This window comes from Janthinobacterium paucivorans (assembly GCF_051380805.1).
Classification (GTDB): Bacteria; Pseudomonadota; Gammaproteobacteria; order Burkholderiales; family Burkholderiaceae_D; genus Janthinobacterium; species Janthinobacterium lividum_D.
On record NZ_JBNYXR010000002.1, the window covers coordinates 327,291 to 347,999 of the forward strand.

Genomic DNA, 20,709 nt, shown 5'->3' on the forward strand with positions numbered 1-20,709 from the left:
ATTATGTATTATGTATTATTAATTATGTATTACAAGCTTATTGGCTGCACGTAGCCCGTCATTTCCAGGTAGGCACGGCCCACCGGCTGGCCATCGCGCTCCACCGTGACGGCGCCTTCCCAGTACACGGCGCCGGTCGAGCGGCGCGAATCGAGTTCCTGGTCGGGCTGCAAGGGCTTGATCTGCCAGCGCGTGGTGCCGGTGCGGATCTCGGTGGCGACCGGGTATTGGGCCTGCGTACGGGGCGAGCGCCATAGCTGCTTGGGTGTGAAATCGACCTCGCCGGGAGCGAACTGCGTCACCTTGCCGGACGCCTCGCGCCATGTCGCATGTGCCCATAGTTTAGCACCTGTCTTGCTGCGGATCTGGAAGGCCATCAGGGCGCCGCCATCAGCGAGGTTGGCGCCTAGCCAGTCCCAGCCGCTGGCGTTTGCATCGAGCACCTGGCTGGACCACTCGTGATCGAGCCAGGTGGTGCCTGTCACGGTTTCCGCCTTGCCGCCGGCGCGCGCGATCGTGCCACGGGTAGCAAGCTGTGGCTCGCTATAGTAGTAGCTCGCTTGCGCGGGCCGTGCGCCCTTGCGCGAATAGCCGCCTTCGCCCTGCAGCAGCACGGGCTGGGTGGGGGTCAGGGTCAGCTGCAAGCTAAAGTCGCGCGCGGCCAGGCTGACCTTGTAGCTGCCGTCGGCTTGCCGCTGCATGCGCCAGTCGTCGAGTTTTACATCTGTGTCGCCCACCTTGGCGTAGGCCAGGCCGAAACCTTCGCGCGCGCTTTTCTCGTCGTGCAGCAGCTTGCCCACCTTCGGGTCGGACAGCGCCGCGTGGCCGATGATCAGCTGTTTCGGCGCAAAGGCGCTGGGGTTCATCGTGTCGGCGGCCGTGGCGCTGCGAAAGAAGGTCACCTGGTAGCCCAGCTGTTCGCCGCCGCTGGTTTTGACCCACCCGGTGGCGTACCACCATTCGGTTTTATACGCGGGATGGGCGCCGAAGTCATGCGGCAGGCGCAGGCCTTGCCCGGTCGGCAGCGGCGTGACGGGGGCAAAGGCGGGCGGCGCGGCGATGGCGGCGGCGCTGCATAACAACAACAGACAAGTCAAACGGCGCATTACCAGTCCTCCCTGACGGCGCGGATGGGACCAGCGGACAGGGCTTGCCGGCCCGCGATCAGTGCCGTGGCGGCGGCTGCCGTCAGCAAGGCGCCGGCCACGATGCTGATCATGGACCACGGCAGGTGCAGTTGCATGGTCCAGTGGAACGATTGCGGATTGACGATGAAGACCAGCACAAAGCTGATCAAGAGCCCCAGGACAAAACCGGTAGCAATACCGAGCGCCGTCAGCGTGCCGCCTTCCAGCGCCAAAATGGCTAAAATCTGGCCGCGCGTCACGCCCACGTGGCGCAGCATGCCGAATTCGCGGGCACGCGCCAGGGTCTGTGCGGAAAACGTGGCGGCCACGCCAAACAAACCGATGACGATGGCGATGGCTTCGAGCAGGTAGGTGACGGCGAAGCTGCGGTCGAAAATTTGCAGGCTCAGGGCGCGGATGGCCGAGGGATTCGATACCTCCAGGCTGGCGCCAAATGGCAGGGCCTTCAGGCGCTGCTGCAGTTGCTCGCCCGTGGCGTCCTTGTCCAGCCACAGGGCCGCATCGCTGACATCGAGGTCGCCCGTCAACGCGCGATACTCATCGAGCGACATCTGGATGGCGCCGGAAGAGCGCGCATAGTCGCGCCAGATGCCGGCGACGAAGAACTGGTGCAGGCCGCCGGCCAGCGGCAGGGCTATCCGCTGGCCCGGTTTGACGCTGTACAGGTCGGCGGCCGCTTCGGACAGCCACACGGCTTTCGCGCCATCTGGCACGCGCATGGTGTCGCCCACCAGTACCATGCTTTTTTCCGGATCGGCCAGGTTGATGGGACGTGCCAGCAGCACCACATTGGGTCGGTCGGGTGCCAGCGACAGCGAGCGCAGGCGTTGGAAATCCACCCTGGCCACGCCGGGCAGGGCAGTGATGGCCGCTTGTTCGCGCGGGTTCAGGCCCGCCGTTGCGCCGCCGGCGGTGGTGCGCATATACACGTCTGCGGGCAAGATCTGCAGCAGCCAGTCATCGACGGAAACGCGGAAGCTCGACACCATGATGGCCATCGCCACCATCAGGCTAAAACTCGACAGCACGCCGCCAAGCGCGATGCCGGCCTGGCCCGAAGCGTTCGCCAGGCGGGCCAGGGTCAGGCTGCGCACGGGTGCCTGGCCACTCGCGTCCGTGCGTAGCCAGGCGCGCTGTAGACAACGGAAAACCACGGCCGCCAGCTGTGGCATCAGGGCGATGGCACCGATCAGCAGCAGGGCGATGGACAGATAGCCAAACAGGGGTAGCTCGAACACGGGTGGCAGCAAGGTCATTGCGCCGGCCAGCAGCAGGCAAGCCAGTGCCGGCCAGGTTTTCGCCAGGCGCGTCGTCACGGCTTCCTCGCTGCCCGATTTCAGGGCGATGGCGGGAGCGGCACGCGCCGCCTCCAGCGCGGGCGCGGCGCAGCCCAGCAAGGCTACGCCCAGGCCGAGGGAAAAATACACGAAGGCGGCGACGGGCGTAAATTGCACCTGCGGCTGCACGCCGGCGAAATAGCCGGCACCCAGGTCGCCGCCGAAAAAGCGCAAGGCAACGGCCGCCAAGCCATAGCCGCCGGCGATGCCCAATCCGGCACCGACGATACCCAGGCTGGCGCCCTCGAGCAGCACTTGGCGCAGCAGTTGGCCACGCTCCATGCCCAGTACGCGCAGCAGCGCGAACTGAGCGCGGCGGCGGATGACGGACAGGGCTTGCGTGGAAAATACCAAAAAGGCGCCCGTAAACAGGGCTACGAGGGCGAGCACCGTCAGGTTGACCCGGTAGGCGCGGCTGAGGTTATTGTTGCGGCTATTCTGGTTTTCGTCATTCGGCTGGCCCACCTGGAAACGCCCCGGATACTGCGTTTCCAGCGCGCTGCTCAGCGCTGCCTGGAAAGCATCGCGGTTGACGCCCTGGCGCAGTTTCAAGTCGATGCGCGACAGTTTGCCGAGTTTATTGAAACGCCATTGCGCCGCGCCGATATCCATCACGGCGATGCGCTGACCGGCGCGCGCGCTTTGCAGCGAACCGGCCACGCGCAGCGACACCGTGCGCGTACCCGATTGCAGGGCAATCATGTCGCCCTGCGCCAGCTTGAGCCAGCGCAAGGCGGCCGGCGATAAAAAGACGGTATCGTCGGCCAAGGTGTCGAAAGACTGGCCCTCGGCCGGTGCGCCTATCAGGTCGGGCGAGATGAAGCCGGCGCGAAAGACGTCGAGCGCGAGGATGTGCAGTGGGGCGCCGCTCTCGCCCGCGCGGCCAGGCACCGCAAGCTGCAGATCGAGCACGGGCGAGGCCAAGGCCACGCCGTCGCGCTGCGCCAGCCACGGGTAGATGGCTTCGTCGAAAAATGCTTCGCGCCCAGCCACTTGCACGTCGGCCTGGCCGGACAGGCTTTTGACGGCCGTAGAAAATTCATTGAAGGCGGCGGCGTTGATCAGGTGGATGGCAAAGCCCAGCGCTACGCCGATGGCGATGGCCAGGATGGCGACGAGGGCGCGTACGGGATGCGCGCGCCATTCGCCCAGTAGTAGCCAGCGTGACAGCAGGCGCAGGGTCGCCGGCTTGGCCAACTGTGCGCTCAATTCGGGCATTCGATGGCCAGGCGTTCGCCGGCGCGCCGCGCTTTCAATTGCGCCGCCTCGCGCTGCTTGTCGTTGGCGCCGACGGCATCCTGCGCCGTCCACTTCTGCGCCAGGCGCAGCTGCGCACAATGCTTGTCGCGCGCCTCGATCTGCTTGGCGGCCCGTTCGCGCGCCTGGTCTTCCAGGCTTTCACGCTTCTTGCGCGCCGCTTCCATCTGGCTGGCGACGCGTTCCTGGCGCGTCGCCGCACCCTTGTCGACGGCAGGCGGCGGCGCGGGTAGGTCAAGAATTTGCAGCTGGCCGCCGGTGCACGGCGTGGCGCTATAGCTGGTCTGGCCGTCCTGCACGCATTTGTAGACATCTTGCGCGCTGGCGGGGCCGGCCAAGCCGGCGCAGATGAGGAAGGGGATGCATGCTGTTCTCACAGGACCTTCCCCGGATTCATGATGTTTTGCGGGTCCAGCGCCTGCTTCACGGCGCGCATCAGCTGCAATTCCAGCGGCGACTTGTAGCGCACCAGGTCCGCCTTCTTCAGTGCCCCGATGCCGTGTTCCGCCGAAATGGAGCCGCCAAAAGCGTGCACCTGGTCATGTACGATGCGGTTGATGGCATCCTGGTTGGACAGGAAAAGCGTGTCCGTCATGCCCGCTGGCGGCGCCACGTTGTAGTGCAGGTTGCCATCGCCCAGGTGGCCGAAGCACACGCGCTGGCAGCCGGGGAAGGCCGCTTCCAGGGCCGCATCCGTGACGGCGATGAAGTCGGCGATGCGGGAAATGGGCAGCGAGATATCGTGCTTGATGTTCTTGCCTGCCTGTGCCTGCGCCAGCGGAATATGCTCGCGCAGCTGCCATAGGCCTTCGGATTGCGCCACCGAGCTGGCGACGACGGCGTCGTCGATCAACGCTTCTTCCAGCGCCGCGCCGATGCTCGCTTCGAGCAGTTCCACGGCGTGTGCCTCGGACGTGCTGCTCGACAGCTCGAGCAGCACATATTGCCCATGCGGCTCGGCGAAAGGACGCGGCAGCTGGGGGAACTGCTGCGCCACCAACTGCAAGCAATACTGCGACATCAATTCAAAACCCGTCAGGCTGGCGCCGCAATGGTCCTGCATCAGGCTCAATAAACGCAGGGCGTGGGCGGGCGAGGGCATGGCGGCCAGCGCCGTGATGCACGCTTTGGGCTGCGGATACAGTTTCATGACCGCGCCTGTGATCACGCCCAGGGTGCCCTCGGCACCGATGTACAGGTCGCGTAAATCGTAGCCGGTATTGTCCTTGCGCAAACCGCGCAAGCCGCTCCAGATCTCGCCCTGCGGCGTGACTACTTCCAGGCCCAGGCACAGTTCGCGCGTATTGCCGTAGCGCAGCACGGCCGTGCCGCCCGCATTCGTGGCCAGGTTGCCGCCGATGGTGCAACTGCCTTCAGCCGCCAGCGACAGGGGGAATAAGCAGCCGGCGGCGCTGGCCGCTTGCTGGATGATTTGCAGGATGCAGCCCGCGTCGACCGTGATGGTGCGGTTGACGGGGTCGAGCGCGCGGATGCTGTTCAGGCGCGCCAGCGATAGCACGATGGCCGTGCCCGCGGCGTCCGGTATGCTACCCAGCACCAAGCCTGTATTGCCGCCTTGCGGCACGACGGGAACTTGCCATTGCGCGCAAGCGCGCATGACGCCTGCCACTTGCTCCACCGTGGCGGGACGCAGCACGGCCAGTGCCTTGCCGGTGAACCTGCCGCGCCAGTCGGTGAGGAAGGGGGCTGTCTCGGCGTCCACGGTGAGCACGTAGGCGTCACCGAGCAGCTCGCGGCACGCGGCGAGGAAATCGGCTTGTGCACGCATGGGCTGTTCACTCATTTCTTGATGCTCACTTTATTGACTGTATTTACTTTTTCCAGCAATTCCCTGGCTATGCGCTTGGCCGCCTTTTTATACGGGCGCAGGTACAGCACGGCGCAGAAAAAATAGATGCAGACGATGAGCGCTTCGCCCCAGGCCATCAGGGCCGAGGTGCTGTTCGTGTCGCTGTAGCCGCGCACCACGCCTTCGGTAAAGTACAGCAGGATCACCATCGACGACCATTGCAGCGTGTAGACATCGCGCTTGATGACGCCATACAGCGGTATGAGCAAAGGCACCGCTTTGAGCACGATCCACGAGCCGCCCGGCTTTAGCGGCGCGACCACGGTTTCCCACAGCACGCACCAGATGATCAGGGTAACGAGACTGGCGATGGCGCCCCAGTGAAAATACTTGTGCAGTACGCCGTGCATCATGCGCCCGCCAGTTTTGCGGCGTTTTCCGCCAGGCGCCGACCCAGGGCGATGGCCAGGCGCTTTTCATCGTCGCTGAGCGCCTTGTCGCCGGCGATGCCCGACCAGTGCGTGGCGCCATACGGCGAGCCGCCCGTCGATGTCGTCATCAGTTCAGGATGCGTGTAGGGCAGGCCCATGACCAGCATGCCATGGTGGAAGAGTGGAATCATCATCGACAGCAGGGTCGATTCCTGGCCGCCGTGCAGGCTGCCCGTGGAAGTGAACACGCAGGCGGGCTTGCCGGACAGGCTGCCTGACAGCCAATCGCTGGCCGTGCCATCCCAGAAGTACTTCATGGCAGCGGCCATGTTGCCGAAGCGCGTGGGCGAGCCCAAGGCCAGGCCGGCGCAGTCCTGCAAGTCTTCCAGTTCCACATAGGGCGCGCCAGCGGGCGGTACCTCGGGTGCCGTCGCTTCGGTCACCGTCGAGACGGCTGGCACGGTGCGCAAGCGCGCATCGCAGCCAGGCACGCTTTCGACCCCCTGCGCTATCAGCTCGGCCAACTGGCGCGTGGCACCATGGCGTGAATAGAACAATACGAGAATAATCAGATTGGTTGGCTTCATCATTGGTATTATAGGGCGCTTTACAGCCTGATACGACTGCTGTCATGGCGCCGTTCTAATTTTGCACATGTTTTCAAAATATATACTACCCGTCTTTCAATATCTGTGGCGTGCCCCGAGCATGGGACTGGCCGTCGTGCGCGGCCTGAGCTGGTCCGAAACGCGCGACCTGCTGCAGTTCGCGCGCCGCCGCGTGCGCGAGGAAAGCTTGCCGCAAGTGGCCGGCAGCCTGACGTTCGCCACCGTGTTTGCGCTGGTGCCGCTGTTCACTCTGGCCCTGGCCATCTTCACCACTTTCCCCTTGTTTAATACTTTTCGCCATGCGCTGGAAGACTATTTCGTGCAAAGTGTGATGCCCAAGGGCATTTCAAACACCATCCTCGACTATCTGACGACGTTTGCCTCGAAAGCCACGCGCTTGTCGGCCATCGGCGCGGCCACCCTGATCCTCACCTCGGTGGGCATGATGGGCTTGATCGAACGCGTTTTCAATCGCATCTGGCGCGTGCGCCAGGAGCGCCGCTGGAGCAAGCGCCTGCTCGTCTATTGGGCCATCGTAACCCTGGGGCCGCTACTGGTGGGTGTGTCGCTGACGGTGACGTCGCGCCTCTTCATGGCCACCAGTGGCGTGGTGGGGGCCGTGCCTTTCCTCGGCGCCGTGTTTTACACCCTGGTGTCGATCGGCCTGACCATGCTGGCGTTTACCCTGCTCTACATCGCCGTGCCGAACCGCGACGTCGACTGGCGCGACGCGGCCTGGGGCGGTCTGCTGGCGGCGCTGGCGTTCGAGGTGGCCAAGCGGGGATTCGGTGAATTTATCCAGGAATTTCCCACCTATTCGCGCATCTATGGCGCACTGGCCGCCTTGCCGCTGTTTCTCGTGTGGATTTACTTGAGCTGGATGATCACCCTGGTGGGCGCCTTGCTGGTAGCGGCCTTGCCTGTCGTGAAATATGAGCGCTGGTGGTACGAGGCGGCGCCCGGCAGCGAATTCGTTGACGCCGTCGCCATTTTAAAAGTGCTGCACCAGGCTTGCCATTGCGCCGATTCGGCTCTGGTGGGCGCGGCCGAGATCCGCCGCAGCACGCGCCTGGGCTTCGAAGAGATGGAAACGCTGCTCGACAAGATGGTGCAGCAGGGCTGGGTGGGACGCGTCAACGTGGATGGCGCCGTGCGGGTGCAGTGGGGCAAGCGCGTGGCCGACGGTTCCGACCACTGGGTCTTGCTGGGCAATGTCAACCGCATCAGCCTGGCCGATGTTTACCGTTTATTCGTCTTCGGCGGCATGCGCGTCAATTCAGGCTATCCGGCCGGATCCACCAATGACCGCGACATCAAGGCGGCCATCGATGCCGCCGCGCTGGCAGCGCAGGTGGAAAACGCCGTGGAGCACGGGCTGGGCCTGACTCTGGCGCAGCATTTCGGCGTCGTGCGCTGTAGTTGAGCGAGGCTGCAAATGAGATGACTTGCCTCTCGCCTGCAGGCCCTGTTTGATACAGTATTGGGTTCAGCGCCAGGGCGTTCGCAAAGACCACGTGCAACACCTTTTCCTGTCAATGTCAGGGTGATGCCGGCATCACCCAGTGCGCCAGTGCGCTGCGTTCCAGTTGCAGATGCTTGGCCACGGCGGCTGCCTCGAAGGCCCACAGGCCGTAGTAGCCCCCCAGGCCTTGCGCGCGCAAATGGCCGTTGAACCAGTCTTCTTGCACCAGCGCCGCATGCCACGTCCGCACGTAATGCTGCAGGTGCTCCAACTGTTGCGCGGGAGCGTGCGCGTCCAGGCAGTCATACAGGGCCGAATAGGGCTCGGCGAAATACCACTCGTCGACGCTGGGACGCTGCGGATCGATGGTGGACAGCAGCGCCTCATACACCCCATCTTCGCCATCGAAGGCTGTTTGCAGGGCGGCCAGGCGGCCAGCGAGGTCGTGGCGCTCGAACAGCAAGGTCGCGCCCAGCAACTGCAGGGTGCGGGCGTAATCCGTCAATTGTTCGAAATCGAAGGCGGGCAAGGCATCGTCAGCGTAGGCTGCGCCCAGGGCCGCGCGCGCCGTTTCGCAGGCGGCGACGGCCGCTTCCAGCGCCGTTTCCACTTCCGGCAAAGGCAAGCCTGCCGTGTAGCGCAGCGAGAAAACCTGGTAGGCCGTGCTGGCGGCGGCGCAAGCCCAGTAGGCGCTATCGCCAGCGTCGATGTGTGCCTGCGCCTGCGCGCGGGCGTAGGCGGCCAGCAAGGCATCGAGGTAGGCCAGGTTGCGGGCCACATCGAACGGCATGCCGTTCGGCGCGGGCGGCGCCTGGCGCGGCGTGTATGGCCAGGGCGCCGCTGAAGAGGGGCAAGCGTGCGCACAGCGGCGCTGGATGGCCCAGTCGGCGAAGATTTGCTGCAAATACTGCGCTGTCTCGTCGTCGTGGGCGATGGCGCCCGCGCCCACCATGGTTGTGCCTAGCAGGGTGTAGCCGGGAAAGCGGCTGCTCTCGTAGGCGATGGTGGTGACGCTCTGGATGGCCTTGCCATCGCTCAAGTCGCGCACGCGGAAATAAACATCATCCCAACCGGCTAACGGCGGCGCTGGCGGGCCATCGGCCACGCTGGTCCAGCTGCCATCGGCCTGTTCTGCGTAGGCGTCGAGCAGTTCGTCGAGGCCACCCGGGCGGTCGATGCGGTTGTTGGCGTCGTATTGCAGTCCCAGTTCGGCCGCAAACGCTGCCGCATGGCTACCCGCGAAGACCAGGTACTGGGCGTTCAGGGTGCCGACCAGCAGGTCGCTATGCTGGCCTGCCACCGTCAATGCCTGTGGCAGCCGGTACCAGTGGTGGCCCGGGATGCCGGCCATCGGGCCGCCTGCTGCAGCTTGCGCATTACTGCAGCGCAGTTGTTCCAGCCAGTGATAGCGCTCGTGCCGCGCCGCTTCCGTGCCGCTGCCACGGCCAGTCAATTCATCGAGCAGAGTGTTGAGCAACATCATCCATCTATCCTAAAAAAAGTCCGTTTGGTCCATGTTCATTGCGCTGCTGCTGTTTGCGCAAACGCAAACAGCGCGTCGAGCACGGCATCAGGCTGCTCGGCCATCAATTCATGTCCGCTGTCGACTTGCACCAGCGTGCCATGCGCGATTGCCGCTGTCAGCAGCCGGGTCGATTTGGGCGGCGTCATCATGTCGCGCGCGCCTACAATGAATAAGGTCGGGCAGTGTACCGAAGCGGCGGCGATTTCGCCGTTCGCGTAGGCATTGCAGGCAAAAAAATCTGTATGCAACACGTGCTCGGGGTTGCGGGCGGCGATGCGCTGTTTCAAGCGCCGCGCGCCGCCCATGGCATAGAAGCCGGGGCCGGGAAACGACGGCTTTTGCGCGATCGACGAATGTGACCAGATATTGACCATGTCGATGGCAGCTTGTTCGTCCTGCAGCGCCGTTGCCAGCAGCGCGGGAGACACTTTCATCGGGTAGGTGGAACCGAGCATGGCCAGATGGCTGACACTTGCAGGTGCAAGGAATGCCGCTTCCAGCGCGATCAGGGAGCCCATGCTGTGACCGATGAGCATGGCCTTTGGCGCGCCGGCAGCGTCGAGCACGGCCAGTATCGAGCGCGCCAGCTCCTCTATGCTGCTTTTCGCCGCGCCCTGGCTGCGGCCATGCCCGGGTAAATCCACGGCCAGCACGTTCCAGCCGTGGTGGGCGAAATAGCGCGTTTGCAGGGCCCACACGCAATGGTCGTTCTGCGCGCCGTGAATGAAGACGGCAGTCGGCTGATTCGGGTCAAACGCTTTGCCGCCGGTATAGCAGTAGAGCGTGCTGTTTTCGATGGTAAATAACATCTCAGGCACCTTTCTGCGACAGTTTCAGGCCGCGGGCCAGGTCTTCGATCAAATCGTCCGCGTCTTCCAGGCCCACAGACAGGCGCATGGTGCCCTGCGTGATGCCCGCCTGTGCCAGTTGATCGTCGGGTACGCGGAAATGCGTGGTGGAGGCGGGGTGGATGACGAGCGACTTGGCGTCGCCCACGTTGGCCAGGTGCGAGAAGATCTTCAGGCTGTCGACAAAGCGCTGGCCGGCCGCGCGGTCGCCGCGCAGGCGGAAGGTGAAGACACCGCCCGCGCCTTTCGGCAGCAGGCTTTTCGCCAGTGCGTAGTCGGGGTGGGACGGCAGTTCGGGATAGGATACGGATTCCACTGCCGGATTGGCCAGCAGGAAGTCGATCACCTTGCGTGTGTTGGCCACGTGGCGGTCCATGCGCAGGCCCAGCGTTTCAATGCCCTGCAAGATGGCGAAGGCATTGTGCGGGCTCATGACGGCGCCGAAATCGCGCAAGCCCTCGCGCCGCGCGCGCAGGGCGAACGGCGCCACCGTGGATTCTTCGGCGAAGACCATGCCATGAAAACCGTCATATGGTTCGCACAGCTCGGCAAAGCGGCCTGTCTTGTCGTACGCCGCTTGCCAATCGAAGGTGCCGCCATCGACCAGCAAGCCGCCGATGGCCGTGCCGTGGCCGCACAAAAACTTGGTGGCCGAGTGCAATACCAGGTCGGCGCCATGCTCGAAGGGACGCAGCAGGTAGGGCGTGGTCAACGTCGAATCTAGCATCAGCGGCAACTGGTGTTCGTGCGCCAGGGCGGCAATGGTCGCGATATCGAGCACCTCGAGGCCGGGATTGCCCAGAGTTTCGCCAAACAGCACTTTCGTATTTGGACGGATGGCGGCGCGCCAGGCATCGACGTCGCGCGGGTCGACAAAGGTCGTCTCGATGCCGAAGCGTTTCAGGGTGTAGGCCAGCAGGTTGTGCGAGCCGCCGTAGAGGGCGCGCGAGGCGACGATGTGCGACCCCGCACCGGCGATGGTGCTCAAGCCCAGGTGCATGGCGGCCTGGCCGCTGGCCGTGGCGATGCCGGCCACGCCATCCTCCAACGCGGCGATGCGCTCCTCGAGCACGGCGTTGGTGGGATTCGACAGGCGCGAGTATACGTGGCCGGCCCGTTCCATGTTGAACAGCGAGGCCGCGTGCTCCGAGCTCTTGAAGGCAAACGCGGACGTGAAATGGATGGGCGTGGCGCGCGCGCCCGTGGCCGGGTCGGGCGCCGCGCCCGCATGCAGGGTTAAAGTGTCGAAACCGGGGTATTTCGGGCCGCTCATGGTGTCTCCGCCAAGTTTTATAGTGGCAAGATCGTAACCTGATTTGCAGCTGAGTAAAAGGGCGCGCGTGCAGGGCGCATGGTGCCGTGCTGGCGCGTCGCGCAGCGTACTTGAAGTTGAAAAAAAGTGAACGGCTGCGCGTGGCGGTGGTACGATGCCGTGTCAGTGATATTCGGGCTGTTCGACCTTTGCGCGTGCGCCGCACCGCGGGCAAGCAGTTGCAAGCGAACGAAATCCTGGGCTTCAGGCGCACTCTCATGTATGTCCACCAGGAAAGAATTTATGCCCGCAATCTCGTTCGACGGCGCCCTTGCCGTGCCCGGACCATCTATCGCCGACGGCTTGTGTCGCGCAGGCTGGTACGTGCAGGAGCAATTCATCCCCGCTGAACTTAGTCGCCAACTGGCCGTCGAATGCGAGCAATCCATGCTCAGCGGCAAGATGAAAAGCGCAGGCCTGGGCAGCGGTCATGCGCCGCTATTGCAGCCGGACATACGCGGCGACCATATCGCATGGCTGGAAGCGGGTCGTTCGACGGCTTGCGATAGCTATCTGAAGCACATGGAAGCGCTGCGCCAAAGTCTCAATGGCGAGCTGTTCCTGGGGCTCGAAGAGTATGAAAGCCATTTCGCCGTCTATGCGCCGGGCGCCTTTTACCGGGCCCATCTGGACCGTTTTCGCGACGACGACAAGCGCACCGTGTCGGTTGTACTGTATCTGAATGACGACTGGCTACCCGAACACGGCGGCGCATTGCGCCTGCACCCGCAGGATGGCGGCCACGTCGATATCGCCCCGGTCGTGGGACGCATGGCCATGTTTTTGTCGGGTGAGATGCTGCACGAGGTATTGCCGACGGCGCGCCAACGTCTTTCGATCGCCGGCTGGTTACGCCGTAGGGCATGAGGAAAAGTTGCGCGCAATCGCCTTCGATTTGTTTGCGCGCAAGGCTGGATTTTTCCGCAGGCATAGGCTACAGTCGCACTCAGGGCTAGCATAATCAAAATACCAATCACGCGGACAGGACGGCCAATATGAAAGTATCTGAAATTCTCCAAGTCAAGGGCAATATTCTCTACACGGTCACGCCTGACCAGCCCCTGCTAGACGCGGCCAATACCATGGCTGAAAAAGACATCGGTTCGCTGGTGGTCATGGAGTTTGGCGATCTGGTCGGCATGCTGACGTTCCGCGAAGTGTTGAACGCCTTGCATGAAAACGCGGGCCAGATCGGCGGCGGCACCGTACGCAAGCACATGGATGACCATCCGATCACGGTCACGCCCGACACGGAAGTCAATGAAGTGCGCCGCATCATGCTGGAAAAACATGCGCGCTATCTACCCGTCATGAATGCCAAGACCTTGCTGGGCGTCATCTCCTTCTACGACGTAGCGCGCGCCGTGCTTGAAGCGCAAAGTTTTGAAAACCAGATGCTCAAGGCATATATTCGCGATTGGCCGGCCGAAACGACCGATTAAGCACACCTGATAAAGGTTGCTGCGCTTCTGGTCACAAGTTTTTCCGCTTGCGACGGGTTGTTAAGTGTTAAAGACGATTTGAGCACAGTAAAAACAACGCCGGCACTGCCGGCGTTGTGCATTTCCGAGCTCATGGCACTAGGCCGCTCCCTGCAGCGCCTCGTTGTTCAGCCAGGCTTCCAGGGCCCTGGCCGTCATCGGGCGGGCAAACAAAAAGCCCTGCGCCATGGGACAGCCCAAGGCCTGCAAAATTTGTGCTTGCCGTTCATCTTCCACGCCTTCGGCGATCACGCCCAGGCCCAGGTTGCGCCCCAATTGGATGACCATTTCGGCGATGCTGCTGCCGCGCGCCGAGCCCGTGATTTCTGTCACAAACGCGCGGTCGATCTTCAGGCGGTCGATTTTCAGGCGCTGCAGGTACGATAGCGAGGAAAAGCCGGTGCCGAAGTCATCGATGGCGATGCTCACGCCCGTCTGTTTGATCTGCCACAACATCTTGATCAGCAGGTCCGGCTCTTCCATGGCCATCGATTCCGTGATTTCCAGTTCGATGAACTCGGGGGGCGCCTGCGTATCGTTCAGCGCGGCGCGCAGCATTTCCAAAAACAGCGGGTGGCGGAACTGCACTTGCGACACGTTGACGGACATGACGAAGTTGCGGTGGCCTTGCTCGCGCAGCAATACCAGTTCGCGGCAAGCCGTGCGCAGCACCCATTCACCGAGGTCGATGATGATGCCCGAGTATTCGGCAATCGGGATGAAACGGTCGGGCGAGATGAACTTGCCATCCGGTGTCTGCCAGCGCAGCAGCGCTTCGGCGCCCACGGGGCGGCGCGTGGTCAGGTCGATCTGCGGCTGGTAGACGACAAACAGCTCGTTCTGGCTGAAGGCCGTGCGCAGCGCATGCATCATGCGTACTCTCTCGCGGATTTCGATGCCCATGCTGCGCGAGAAATAGAAGTGCCCGGCACGCTGCTGGCTCTTGGCCCGTTTCAGGGCGATATCGGCATCCTTGAGCGCATCGGCGCTGGTGCCCACATGTTCGCCCAGCCGGACCAGGCCCAAGGTGGCCGACAGCTGCACGCCCTGGCCATCGATATAGAAGGGAGCCTGGAACAGTGCCAGGATATTGGCCGGATTGACTTGCGACGAGTCGCCCAGCACGCAAAAGATGTCGCCGCCCAGGCGCGCCACCGTCAGATGCGGCCCCAGCTGGGTTTGCAGGCGGCCCGCCACGGCGACTAGCAAGGTGTCGCCGAACTGGTGACCCAGCGCGTCGTTGGTCTCGGCAAAGTGGTCGAGGTCGACCAGCGCCACGGTGGCGTCGCCGCGCGCGGGGCTGGCCATGGTGGCCTCAAGAATTTCCACCAGGCGCGTGCGGTTGGGCAGCTTCGACAATTGGTCGTAGAAGGCGGCATTGTGCAGATGCGATACCAGCTCGACATTGTCCAGGCCCACGGCGACATTGCTGCAAAACACTTCCAGCAAGCTTTCATCGATGGCGGTGAGGGGGCGTGGCAGGACCAGGTAAGCGGCGGCGTCGCGGCTGGTCTTGCCTGCGAAGTACAAGCTGGCATAGTCGTGCGCGTAGACATTGCGCCGCTGTGTCAGTGAGTGCTCGATGGCTGCCGTCACGCGCGGGTTTTGCAGGCGGCACAGGGCGCTGTGCGGCAGGCTCGCAAAGCTGCCCGTGCAGGCCGACACGAGCAGCTCCCTGGCGCTGTCGTCTTGCAAATCATGCAAATCATGCAAACACAGCACGCCATCGGCGTCGATACCCAGCAGGTCGGCGATCTGCGCCAGCACGCCAGCCGAGAAGTTTTGCACGCCGTGCAGCGCCATCAGCTCAGTGCTGGCGTGGACGATGCGGCTCAGGCCGCGCCGGCTGTTGCTGATCGAACGTATCTGCTCGTAGGAGCGGATGGCTGCCGTTACCGTGGTAAACAGCTTGATGCGCGTCAGCTCGGACTTGGTCTTGTAGTCGTTGATGTCGAAATCGCGGATGGCGTCAATTTCCGGCGCATAGCCGGGCTGGCCCGTGCGCAGGATGATGCGTACATCCGTCATCTTCAAGGTTTCGCGGATGTAGCGCACCAGATGCAGGCCCGCATCGTCCTGTTCCATTACCACGTCGAGCAGAATGACGGCAATATCGCATTCATGCTCGAGCAGTTCGCGCGCCTGGCCGGCCGAATACGCGTGTATGAATTCGAGCGGGCGGTGCTGCATTTCCAGATTGCCTAGGGCGAAAGTGGTGGTGGAGTGGACGTCTTCATCGTCGTCGATGATCATCACTCGCCACACGCTGCGCGGAGCGACGGCCAGCGGCGCCGCTGGTGGCTCATTGAGGAATACCAGGTCGTCGTGATCGTCCTTGTTGGCGTCAAGGGGGATGATCGGTGCGGGCATGTATAGCTTCTCCAAGATGACTCGATATTTTTTACGAGCGCGTCAAAAAAGCCCATGGCGTTGTTGGGCTGCCTTGCCGTACATGCGTACTGTCTTCGGCAACGACGCCTGGCCCTGGGCATTTTGTGACATGCTCTCGGCGCAGCACAGTTCCGGCTTGGCATCGGATATTGTGGGCGCGCTAACACCTAAGTATATAGCTATTTAATAAGCAAAATGCTTTTTTAAGTCTGCTGTTGAGTGCAATTTTTCTTGCATTGCACTCTTGCAACGCCTATTTGATGTTTTTTCCATCAAAAACTCCCCGAGATATGAAAATGGCGATGCGCACGGCGCAATATCGCGCTTTGCGGCTGCATTGGCGGCATGGCCTGCCCCGCAGGCTGGTAGAATTGGGTTTTACAGTCTTTCACACTTCCTATTATGTCCGGCAATTCTTTTGGCAAACTGTTTACTGTTACCACTTTCGGCGAATCGCATGGCCCGGCTATCGGCTGCGTGATCGACGGCTGTCCTCCGGGATTGGTCCTGTCGGAAGCCGATATCCAGCCCGAGCTGGACCGCCGCAAGCCGGGCACCTCGCGCCACGTGACGCAGCGCCAGGAATCGGACACGGTGGAAATTCTCTCTGGTGTGTATCAAGGCGTGACCACGGGTACGCCGATTGCGCTGCTGATCCGCAATGAAGACCAGCGCAGCAAGGACTACGGCAACATCGCGGAAAGCTTCCGCCCCGGCCACGCCGACTACACGTATTGGCATAAATACGGCGTGCGCGACCCGCGCGGCGGCGGGCGTTCCTCGGCGCGCCTGACGGCGCCCGTCGTGGGGGCGGCGGCGATCGCCAAGAAATGGCTGCTGCAGCAGTACGGCACCACCTTCAAGGGCTGCATGAGCCAACTGGGCGACATTGCCGTGCCGTTCCAGTCTTGGGAACACGTGCATGCGAACCCCTTCTTTGCCGCCAGCGGCGATGCCGACCTGATCGGGCGCATGGAAGCGGCCATGGACCAATTGCGCCGTGATGGCGATTCCATCGGCGCGCGTATTGATGTGATGGCGCAAAACGTGCCGGTCGGCCTGGGCCAGCCCATCTACGATAAGCTCGATGCCGACATCGCCTATGCCATGATGGGCATCAATGCCGTCAAGGGCGTGGAAATCGGCGCCGGTTTTGACTCGGTCGCGCAGAAGGGCTCCGAGCACGGCGACGAACTGACATCGCAAGGTTTTATCGGCAATAACGCCGGTGGCGTACTCGGTGGCATCTCGACGGGGCAGGATATCAGTGTCTCGATCGCCATCAAGCCGACGTCGTCGATCCGCACGCCGCGCCGTTCGATCGATAAAGAGGGCAATGCCGTGATGGTGGAAACGTTCGGCCGCCACGATCCTTGCGTGGGCATCCGCGCCACGCCGATCGCCGAAGCCATGTTGGCGCTGGTACTGATCGACCATGCCCTGATGCACCGCGCGCAGTGCGGTGATGTCTCGGTGAATACGCCGAAGTTGAAGTAAGCTGAAGGTCGTCGGATTACGGGCCTGCGGCCCTAATCCGACCTACGACCCATGATGGTCATCTTCTCGTTTAACAACGACGCTTGCGACACCTGACAAAACCGTAGCGAGCGGAAGGGATAGGTGGCTGAGAAGCGCAACCGTACGAAGGTACGGTGAGCATCGCAGGCCGCCTATACCGACGCGCAGTAGGTTTGGTCAGGTGTTCTCATGCAACCTTATTTGCCACCAGCTCCAGCTGGTGGCGCATCTCCACCGACTGCACCAATAACGCCCGTATCTCGTTGATCAGGCTAAATTCCGTCTGGTTCAGCTGGATCGGCGGGAAGCTGTCGTCCCAGTCGCCGTACAAGAAGCCTGTGGGGTGGCCGTTGGCCGACAGAGGCAGTACGATAAAGCTGCGCGCCTCCGACAGCGTGGCTTTCCACCATTGCGGCAGCTTGGCGGCAAATTTCGGGTCGCGCGCATTGTCGATGAAAATCACGCGGTCGCTATTGAGGGCCGCGTGGAACACGTTCGGCTCATAGGCGTCGCCAAACACCATCAGGTCTTGCAGATCGGCCATGCCTTCGCCCATGCTGATGCGCGCCGAGTACAAATGATCGCGGTGGTTGCGCACAAAAGCCACCGAGCGCGAAAAATCAAAGCCCTGGTGTAGCGTTTCGAGCGCCATCGAGACCATCTGGCCCGGGTTGGCGCTGCCGATGGCGCTGCGCAAGTCGGCCAGGCCGCCGATCAGGATGCGATTGCCCTCGGCGCGCATGCGCGTCGAGGCCAGCTGGCGCGCGCGCCGTTCGGCCGGTTTCGACAAGGGCGCGATCGACAGGTCGGCCGCGGCCATTGTCTTGGCCTTGTCCACGGCCACCGCCAGGTCCGTCGAGGTCATGCCCAGCGTATCGGCATAGTCGTCGATCAGGGAATGCACCCGTGCCGCGCCGGCCGCATCGTCATGCCACAGCGAGTCGGCGCAGCGCGCTGCCATGGTCGACAGGCCCGCCATCCAGTCCGTGCCGTTGAGGGGGGCGTTGTCGAGCGACGGCTCCATCGGGTGCATGCCGTTGATCAGGTGCTGCGGCAAGCCCCAGTGGGCAGCCGTGGCATAGCCCACTTCCGGCAGCGATATGCCGAGAATTTCGCGCGCCGCCGCCTCATTGCCGGCACCCGCATGCGCCTGCATGCGCGTCCAGAAATCGGTCATGTAGAACGTCACCATCATGCGGCCAAGAGTGTGCAGCATGGCGCAGACGACGGCTTGCTCCGCCTGCACGTTGCCGGCGCTGGTGGCTACCTGCTGCGCCACCATTCCGGCCAGCACGGCCTTTTCCATTTCCACGTGGGCGCTGACGGAGTCGGGTGAGGCCTGCGATAGTTCCTCGATCAGTTTCAAGCCCAGCGCCAGATGGCCGATGGCATCGATACCCAGCACCAGCACGGCCTTTGAGATCGTGTTGACTCGCTGGCCGAAAGCTGAATACATGCCGCTATTGGCCAGTCGCAGCACCTTGTTCGTGAGGACAGGATCGGACAACACCGTTTGCGTGATGTCGAATTCATTGTCATCCTCGCCGCGCATGGCGCCGAGGATGGCGCTGATGGCTTTCGCGAAGCCGGGCATGTCGCCCTGTTGGCGCGTGCGCGCCCACAGCAGGTCCAGGGTGTTTTTGCCGAGCTGTGTCGGCACCGAGAAATGACATGGATTCATTGCCCCCCTCCGCGCTGTTCATGGGCATGCGGCGTGGGCACCAGCGTCGCATAGGTTCTTTCGCTCAAGGCTGATAGCGCAGCATGGGGCGGCATCGGTTTGCCTGTCAAATAGCCTTGCACATACTGGCAGCCGCGCGACGCCATGAAGTGCATCTGCTCCTCCGTTTCCACGCCTTCGGCCACCACGGACAAAGTCAAATGCTTGGCCAGGTCGAGAATGGTGTTGCAGATGGCCGCATCCTTGCTCGATCCGGGCAAGTCCTTGATGAAGGTACGGTCGATCTTCAGTACGGAAATGGGGAAGCGCTTTAAATATGCGAGCGAGGAATAGCCGGTGCCGAAATCGTCGATGGCGATGCGCGCGCGGCGCTCCGTCATCTTGACGAGGATGGTTTCCGCATGCACGGGGTCGGTCATCAGCGTGCCTTCCGTGATTTCCAGCACCAGGTGTTCGCCCGAGAGGCCTGAAAAGGCGATGGCGTCATCGAGCACGTCGAGGAATTTGTCGTTGCGGAACTGGCGCGGGCTGATGTTGACCGAGATGTAGAGCGGCCGCTTGGCCACGTCCTGGAACTGCTTGAGCTGCACGCAGGCCGACTTCAGCGCCCAGGCGCCCAGCAGGTTGATCAGGCCATTGGCTTCGGCAATCGGGATGAAGCGCACCGGCGGTACCAGGCCCAGGGTAGGGTGCTTCCAGCGCATCAGTGTTTCGAAACCTTGGATTTGCCGCGTGTGCGCGTCGACGATGGGCTGATAAAAGAGCAAAAACTCGCCTTCTCGCACGGCGTTGAACATGGCCGCTTCCAGCGAGATGTCATGTTCCGACGGACCGTTCAGGCGCGGGCTGTAGACCAGGCAGCGGGCCTTTCCCGTCTCCTTGGCGCGCGACATGGCCGCATCAGCCAGTGCCACCAGGCGCACTTCATCGTCGGCGTGCAGTGGATAGATCGAGACGCCCACGGATGCCCCCACGTAGATGGTGTGACCATCGACTTCGAAAGGCGCTTGCAGGGTTGCCAGCAGGCGCCCCGTCACCAGCTTGATCTGCGCATCGGTGGCGCTGCCTGGCAGTACGGCAACGAATTCATCGCCACCCACGCGCGCCAGCGTGTCGCTGTCGCGCAGCGTCTTGCGCAGGCGCATGGCGGCCAGGCGCAGCACGGCGTCGCCGACGGGATGGCCGAGGCCATCGTTGACTTTTTTAAACCCATCGAGGCCGATGGTGGCCACGTAAAAGCTCTGCCCGGAACGCGCCGCCTGGGCGATGACCATGCGGATGCGGTCCGACAGCAGCAGGCGGTTCGGCAGTCCCGTCAGCGCATCGTGCGTAGCCATGTGGCGCAGGCGTTCCTCCGTGTTGTGCTGGGCCGATGTGTCGCGCCCGACCACCAGCAATTCGGCGATGCCGTCTGCATTCATATAAGAAGACAGGCGCAGCTCGAACCAGATTTTCTGGTCCGGCGTTTGCAGGCGCACTTCCAGGCGCCCCGGTTCTTCCAGGCAATCTTGCAGTGCAGCCTGCAGCGCGGCGCGCGACGCTTCGGCGGCCAGCGGCAGCAGCAAATGGCCGCACAGGCCCGATGGCGCGCTGAACAGGGTGTGCGCGCGCTTGCTGGCGAACAGGATCAGGCCGTCCGTATCGAGCCGGAACACGAGGTCGCCGGCCTCTTCCATGAGGTTGTCCAACTCGTGGCGTGCCTCGCGGTGGGCGGCGGATGGGGTGCTGGAAAACATCGTGCTGGCTTTTACCTTTTTGTTATCTTTTATCTGTTGTCACTGCCAGCGCCCCAGCAGTGCAGGGGCGCCAACGGAAAAGTGCATCGTGCGCTACGCGCGCCATCTTCGGCCGAGAGTAACTATCGGAACGCGATCTACACGAAATGTATCATTGAAAAACA

Annotated in this window: 16 protein-coding genes; 4 read left to right on the top strand and 12 right to left on the bottom strand. The window is 62.8% G+C overall.

The features are described from left to right. Window positions 1-29: 29 nt before the first annotated feature. Genes ACQ4V8_RS04420 through wrbA form a run of 6 tightly spaced genes read right to left on the bottom strand, consistent with a single transcriptional unit; the run spans window position 30 to window position 6,570 of the window. The gene (locus ACQ4V8_RS04420) at window positions 30-1,106 is read right to left on the bottom strand and encodes a lipocalin-like domain-containing protein (RefSeq protein WP_436570974.1); all 1,077 of its coding nucleotides are present in this window, start codon (window positions 1,104-1,106) and stop codon (window positions 30-32) included. After that, complete coding sequence (locus ACQ4V8_RS04425) at window positions 1,106-3,703, bottom strand: FtsX-like permease family protein (RefSeq protein ID WP_436570975.1); 2,598 nt, start codon at window positions 3,701-3,703, stop codon at window positions 1,106-1,108. The genes ACQ4V8_RS04420 and ACQ4V8_RS04425 overlap by 1 nt, the downstream gene beginning before the upstream one ends. After that, window positions 3,691-4,119 carry a DUF4124 domain-containing protein gene (locus tag ACQ4V8_RS04430; RefSeq protein WP_436570976.1) on the bottom strand — a complete coding sequence of 143 codons (429 nt, stop codon included), beginning with the start codon at window positions 4,117-4,119 and terminating at the stop codon, window positions 3,691-3,693. The genes ACQ4V8_RS04425 and ACQ4V8_RS04430 overlap by 13 nt, the downstream gene beginning before the upstream one ends. Then, on the bottom strand, window positions 4,116-5,546 hold the full coding sequence (locus ACQ4V8_RS04435) for an FAD-binding oxidoreductase (protein WP_010398839.1): 1,431 nt from the start codon (window positions 5,544-5,546) through the stop codon (window positions 4,116-4,118). Before ACQ4V8_RS04435 ends, ACQ4V8_RS04430 begins: the two co-directional genes overlap by 4 nt. Then, complete coding sequence (locus ACQ4V8_RS04440) at window positions 5,543-5,962, bottom strand: DUF2069 domain-containing protein (RefSeq protein WP_029496464.1); 420 nt, start codon at window positions 5,960-5,962, stop codon at window positions 5,543-5,545. The genes ACQ4V8_RS04435 and ACQ4V8_RS04440 overlap by 4 nt, the downstream gene beginning before the upstream one ends. Next, a complete protein-coding gene (gene wrbA / locus ACQ4V8_RS04445; RefSeq protein WP_029496463.1) occupies window positions 5,962-6,570 on the bottom strand; it encodes an NAD(P)H:quinone oxidoreductase in 609 nt (202 codons plus the stop codon). The genes ACQ4V8_RS04440 and wrbA overlap by 1 nt, the downstream gene beginning before the upstream one ends. Before the next feature lie 121 nt (window positions 6,571-6,691). Here wrbA and ACQ4V8_RS04450 point away from each other — a divergent pair, with 121 nt between their 5' ends. Then, entirely contained in the window at window positions 6,692-8,014 is a 1,323-nt protein-coding gene (locus ACQ4V8_RS04450) for a YihY family inner membrane protein (RefSeq protein ID WP_070347092.1), read from the top strand. Between the two features lie 115 nt (window positions 8,015-8,129). Here the strand turns inward: ACQ4V8_RS04450 and ACQ4V8_RS04455 are convergent, their stop codons facing one another. From ACQ4V8_RS04455 to ACQ4V8_RS04465, 3 genes are read right to left on the bottom strand one after another with little or no spacing between them, the layout of a single operon-like run. Then, the gene (locus ACQ4V8_RS04455) at window positions 8,130-9,536 is read right to left on the bottom strand and encodes a PoNe immunity protein domain-containing protein (protein ID WP_436570977.1); all 1,407 of its coding nucleotides are present in this window, start codon (window positions 9,534-9,536) and stop codon (window positions 8,130-8,132) included. Between the two features lie 35 nt (window positions 9,537-9,571). After that, a complete protein-coding gene (locus ACQ4V8_RS04460) occupies window positions 9,572-10,387 on the bottom strand; it encodes an alpha/beta fold hydrolase (protein WP_010398833.1) in 816 nt (271 codons plus the stop codon). 1 nt (window position 10,388) lies between these two features. Continuing rightward, window positions 10,389-11,699, bottom strand: a complete 1,311-nt coding sequence (locus ACQ4V8_RS04465; protein ID WP_436570978.1) for an O-acetylhomoserine aminocarboxypropyltransferase — start codon at window positions 11,697-11,699, stop codon at window positions 10,389-10,391. A gap of 282 nt (window positions 11,700-11,981) precedes the next feature. Here ACQ4V8_RS04465 and ACQ4V8_RS04470 point away from each other — a divergent pair, with 282 nt between their 5' ends. Both ACQ4V8_RS04470 and ACQ4V8_RS04475 read left to right on the top strand, forming a co-directional pair. Beyond that, window positions 11,982-12,605, top strand: a complete 624-nt coding sequence (locus ACQ4V8_RS04470; RefSeq protein ID WP_436570979.1) for a 2OG-Fe(II) oxygenase — start codon at window positions 11,982-11,984, stop codon at window positions 12,603-12,605. A 128-nt stretch (window positions 12,606-12,733) separates the two neighbouring features. After that, entirely contained in the window at window positions 12,734-13,180 is a 447-nt protein-coding gene (locus ACQ4V8_RS04475) for a CBS domain-containing protein (protein WP_010398828.1), read from the top strand. A 138-nt stretch (window positions 13,181-13,318) separates the two neighbouring features. Here ACQ4V8_RS04475 and ACQ4V8_RS04480 read toward each other — a convergent pair whose 3' ends face one another. Beyond that, window positions 13,319-15,589 carry a putative bifunctional diguanylate cyclase/phosphodiesterase gene (locus ACQ4V8_RS04480; RefSeq protein ID WP_436570980.1) on the bottom strand — a complete coding sequence of 757 codons (2,271 nt, stop codon included), beginning with the start codon at window positions 15,587-15,589 and terminating at the stop codon, window positions 13,319-13,321. Between the two features lie 423 nt (window positions 15,590-16,012). On the opposite strand from ACQ4V8_RS04480, the gene aroC reads away from it, so the two are divergent. After that, window positions 16,013-17,107, top strand: a complete 1,095-nt coding sequence (gene aroC / locus ACQ4V8_RS04485; protein WP_010398824.1) for a chorismate synthase — start codon at window positions 16,013-16,015, stop codon at window positions 17,105-17,107. Window positions 17,108-17,315: 208 nt separating this feature from the next. On the opposite strand, the gene ACQ4V8_RS04490 is transcribed toward aroC, so the two are convergent. Together ACQ4V8_RS04490 and ACQ4V8_RS04495 are read right to left on the bottom strand one after the other, a co-directional pair. Continuing rightward, complete coding sequence (locus tag ACQ4V8_RS04490) at window positions 17,316-18,809, bottom strand: HDOD domain-containing protein (protein ID WP_436570981.1); 1,494 nt, start codon at window positions 18,807-18,809, stop codon at window positions 17,316-17,318. After that, entirely contained in the window at window positions 18,806-20,545 is a 1,740-nt protein-coding gene (locus ACQ4V8_RS04495; RefSeq protein WP_436570982.1) for a putative bifunctional diguanylate cyclase/phosphodiesterase, read from the bottom strand. The genes ACQ4V8_RS04490 and ACQ4V8_RS04495 overlap by 4 nt, the downstream gene beginning before the upstream one ends. Window positions 20,546-20,709 lie beyond the last annotated feature (164 nt).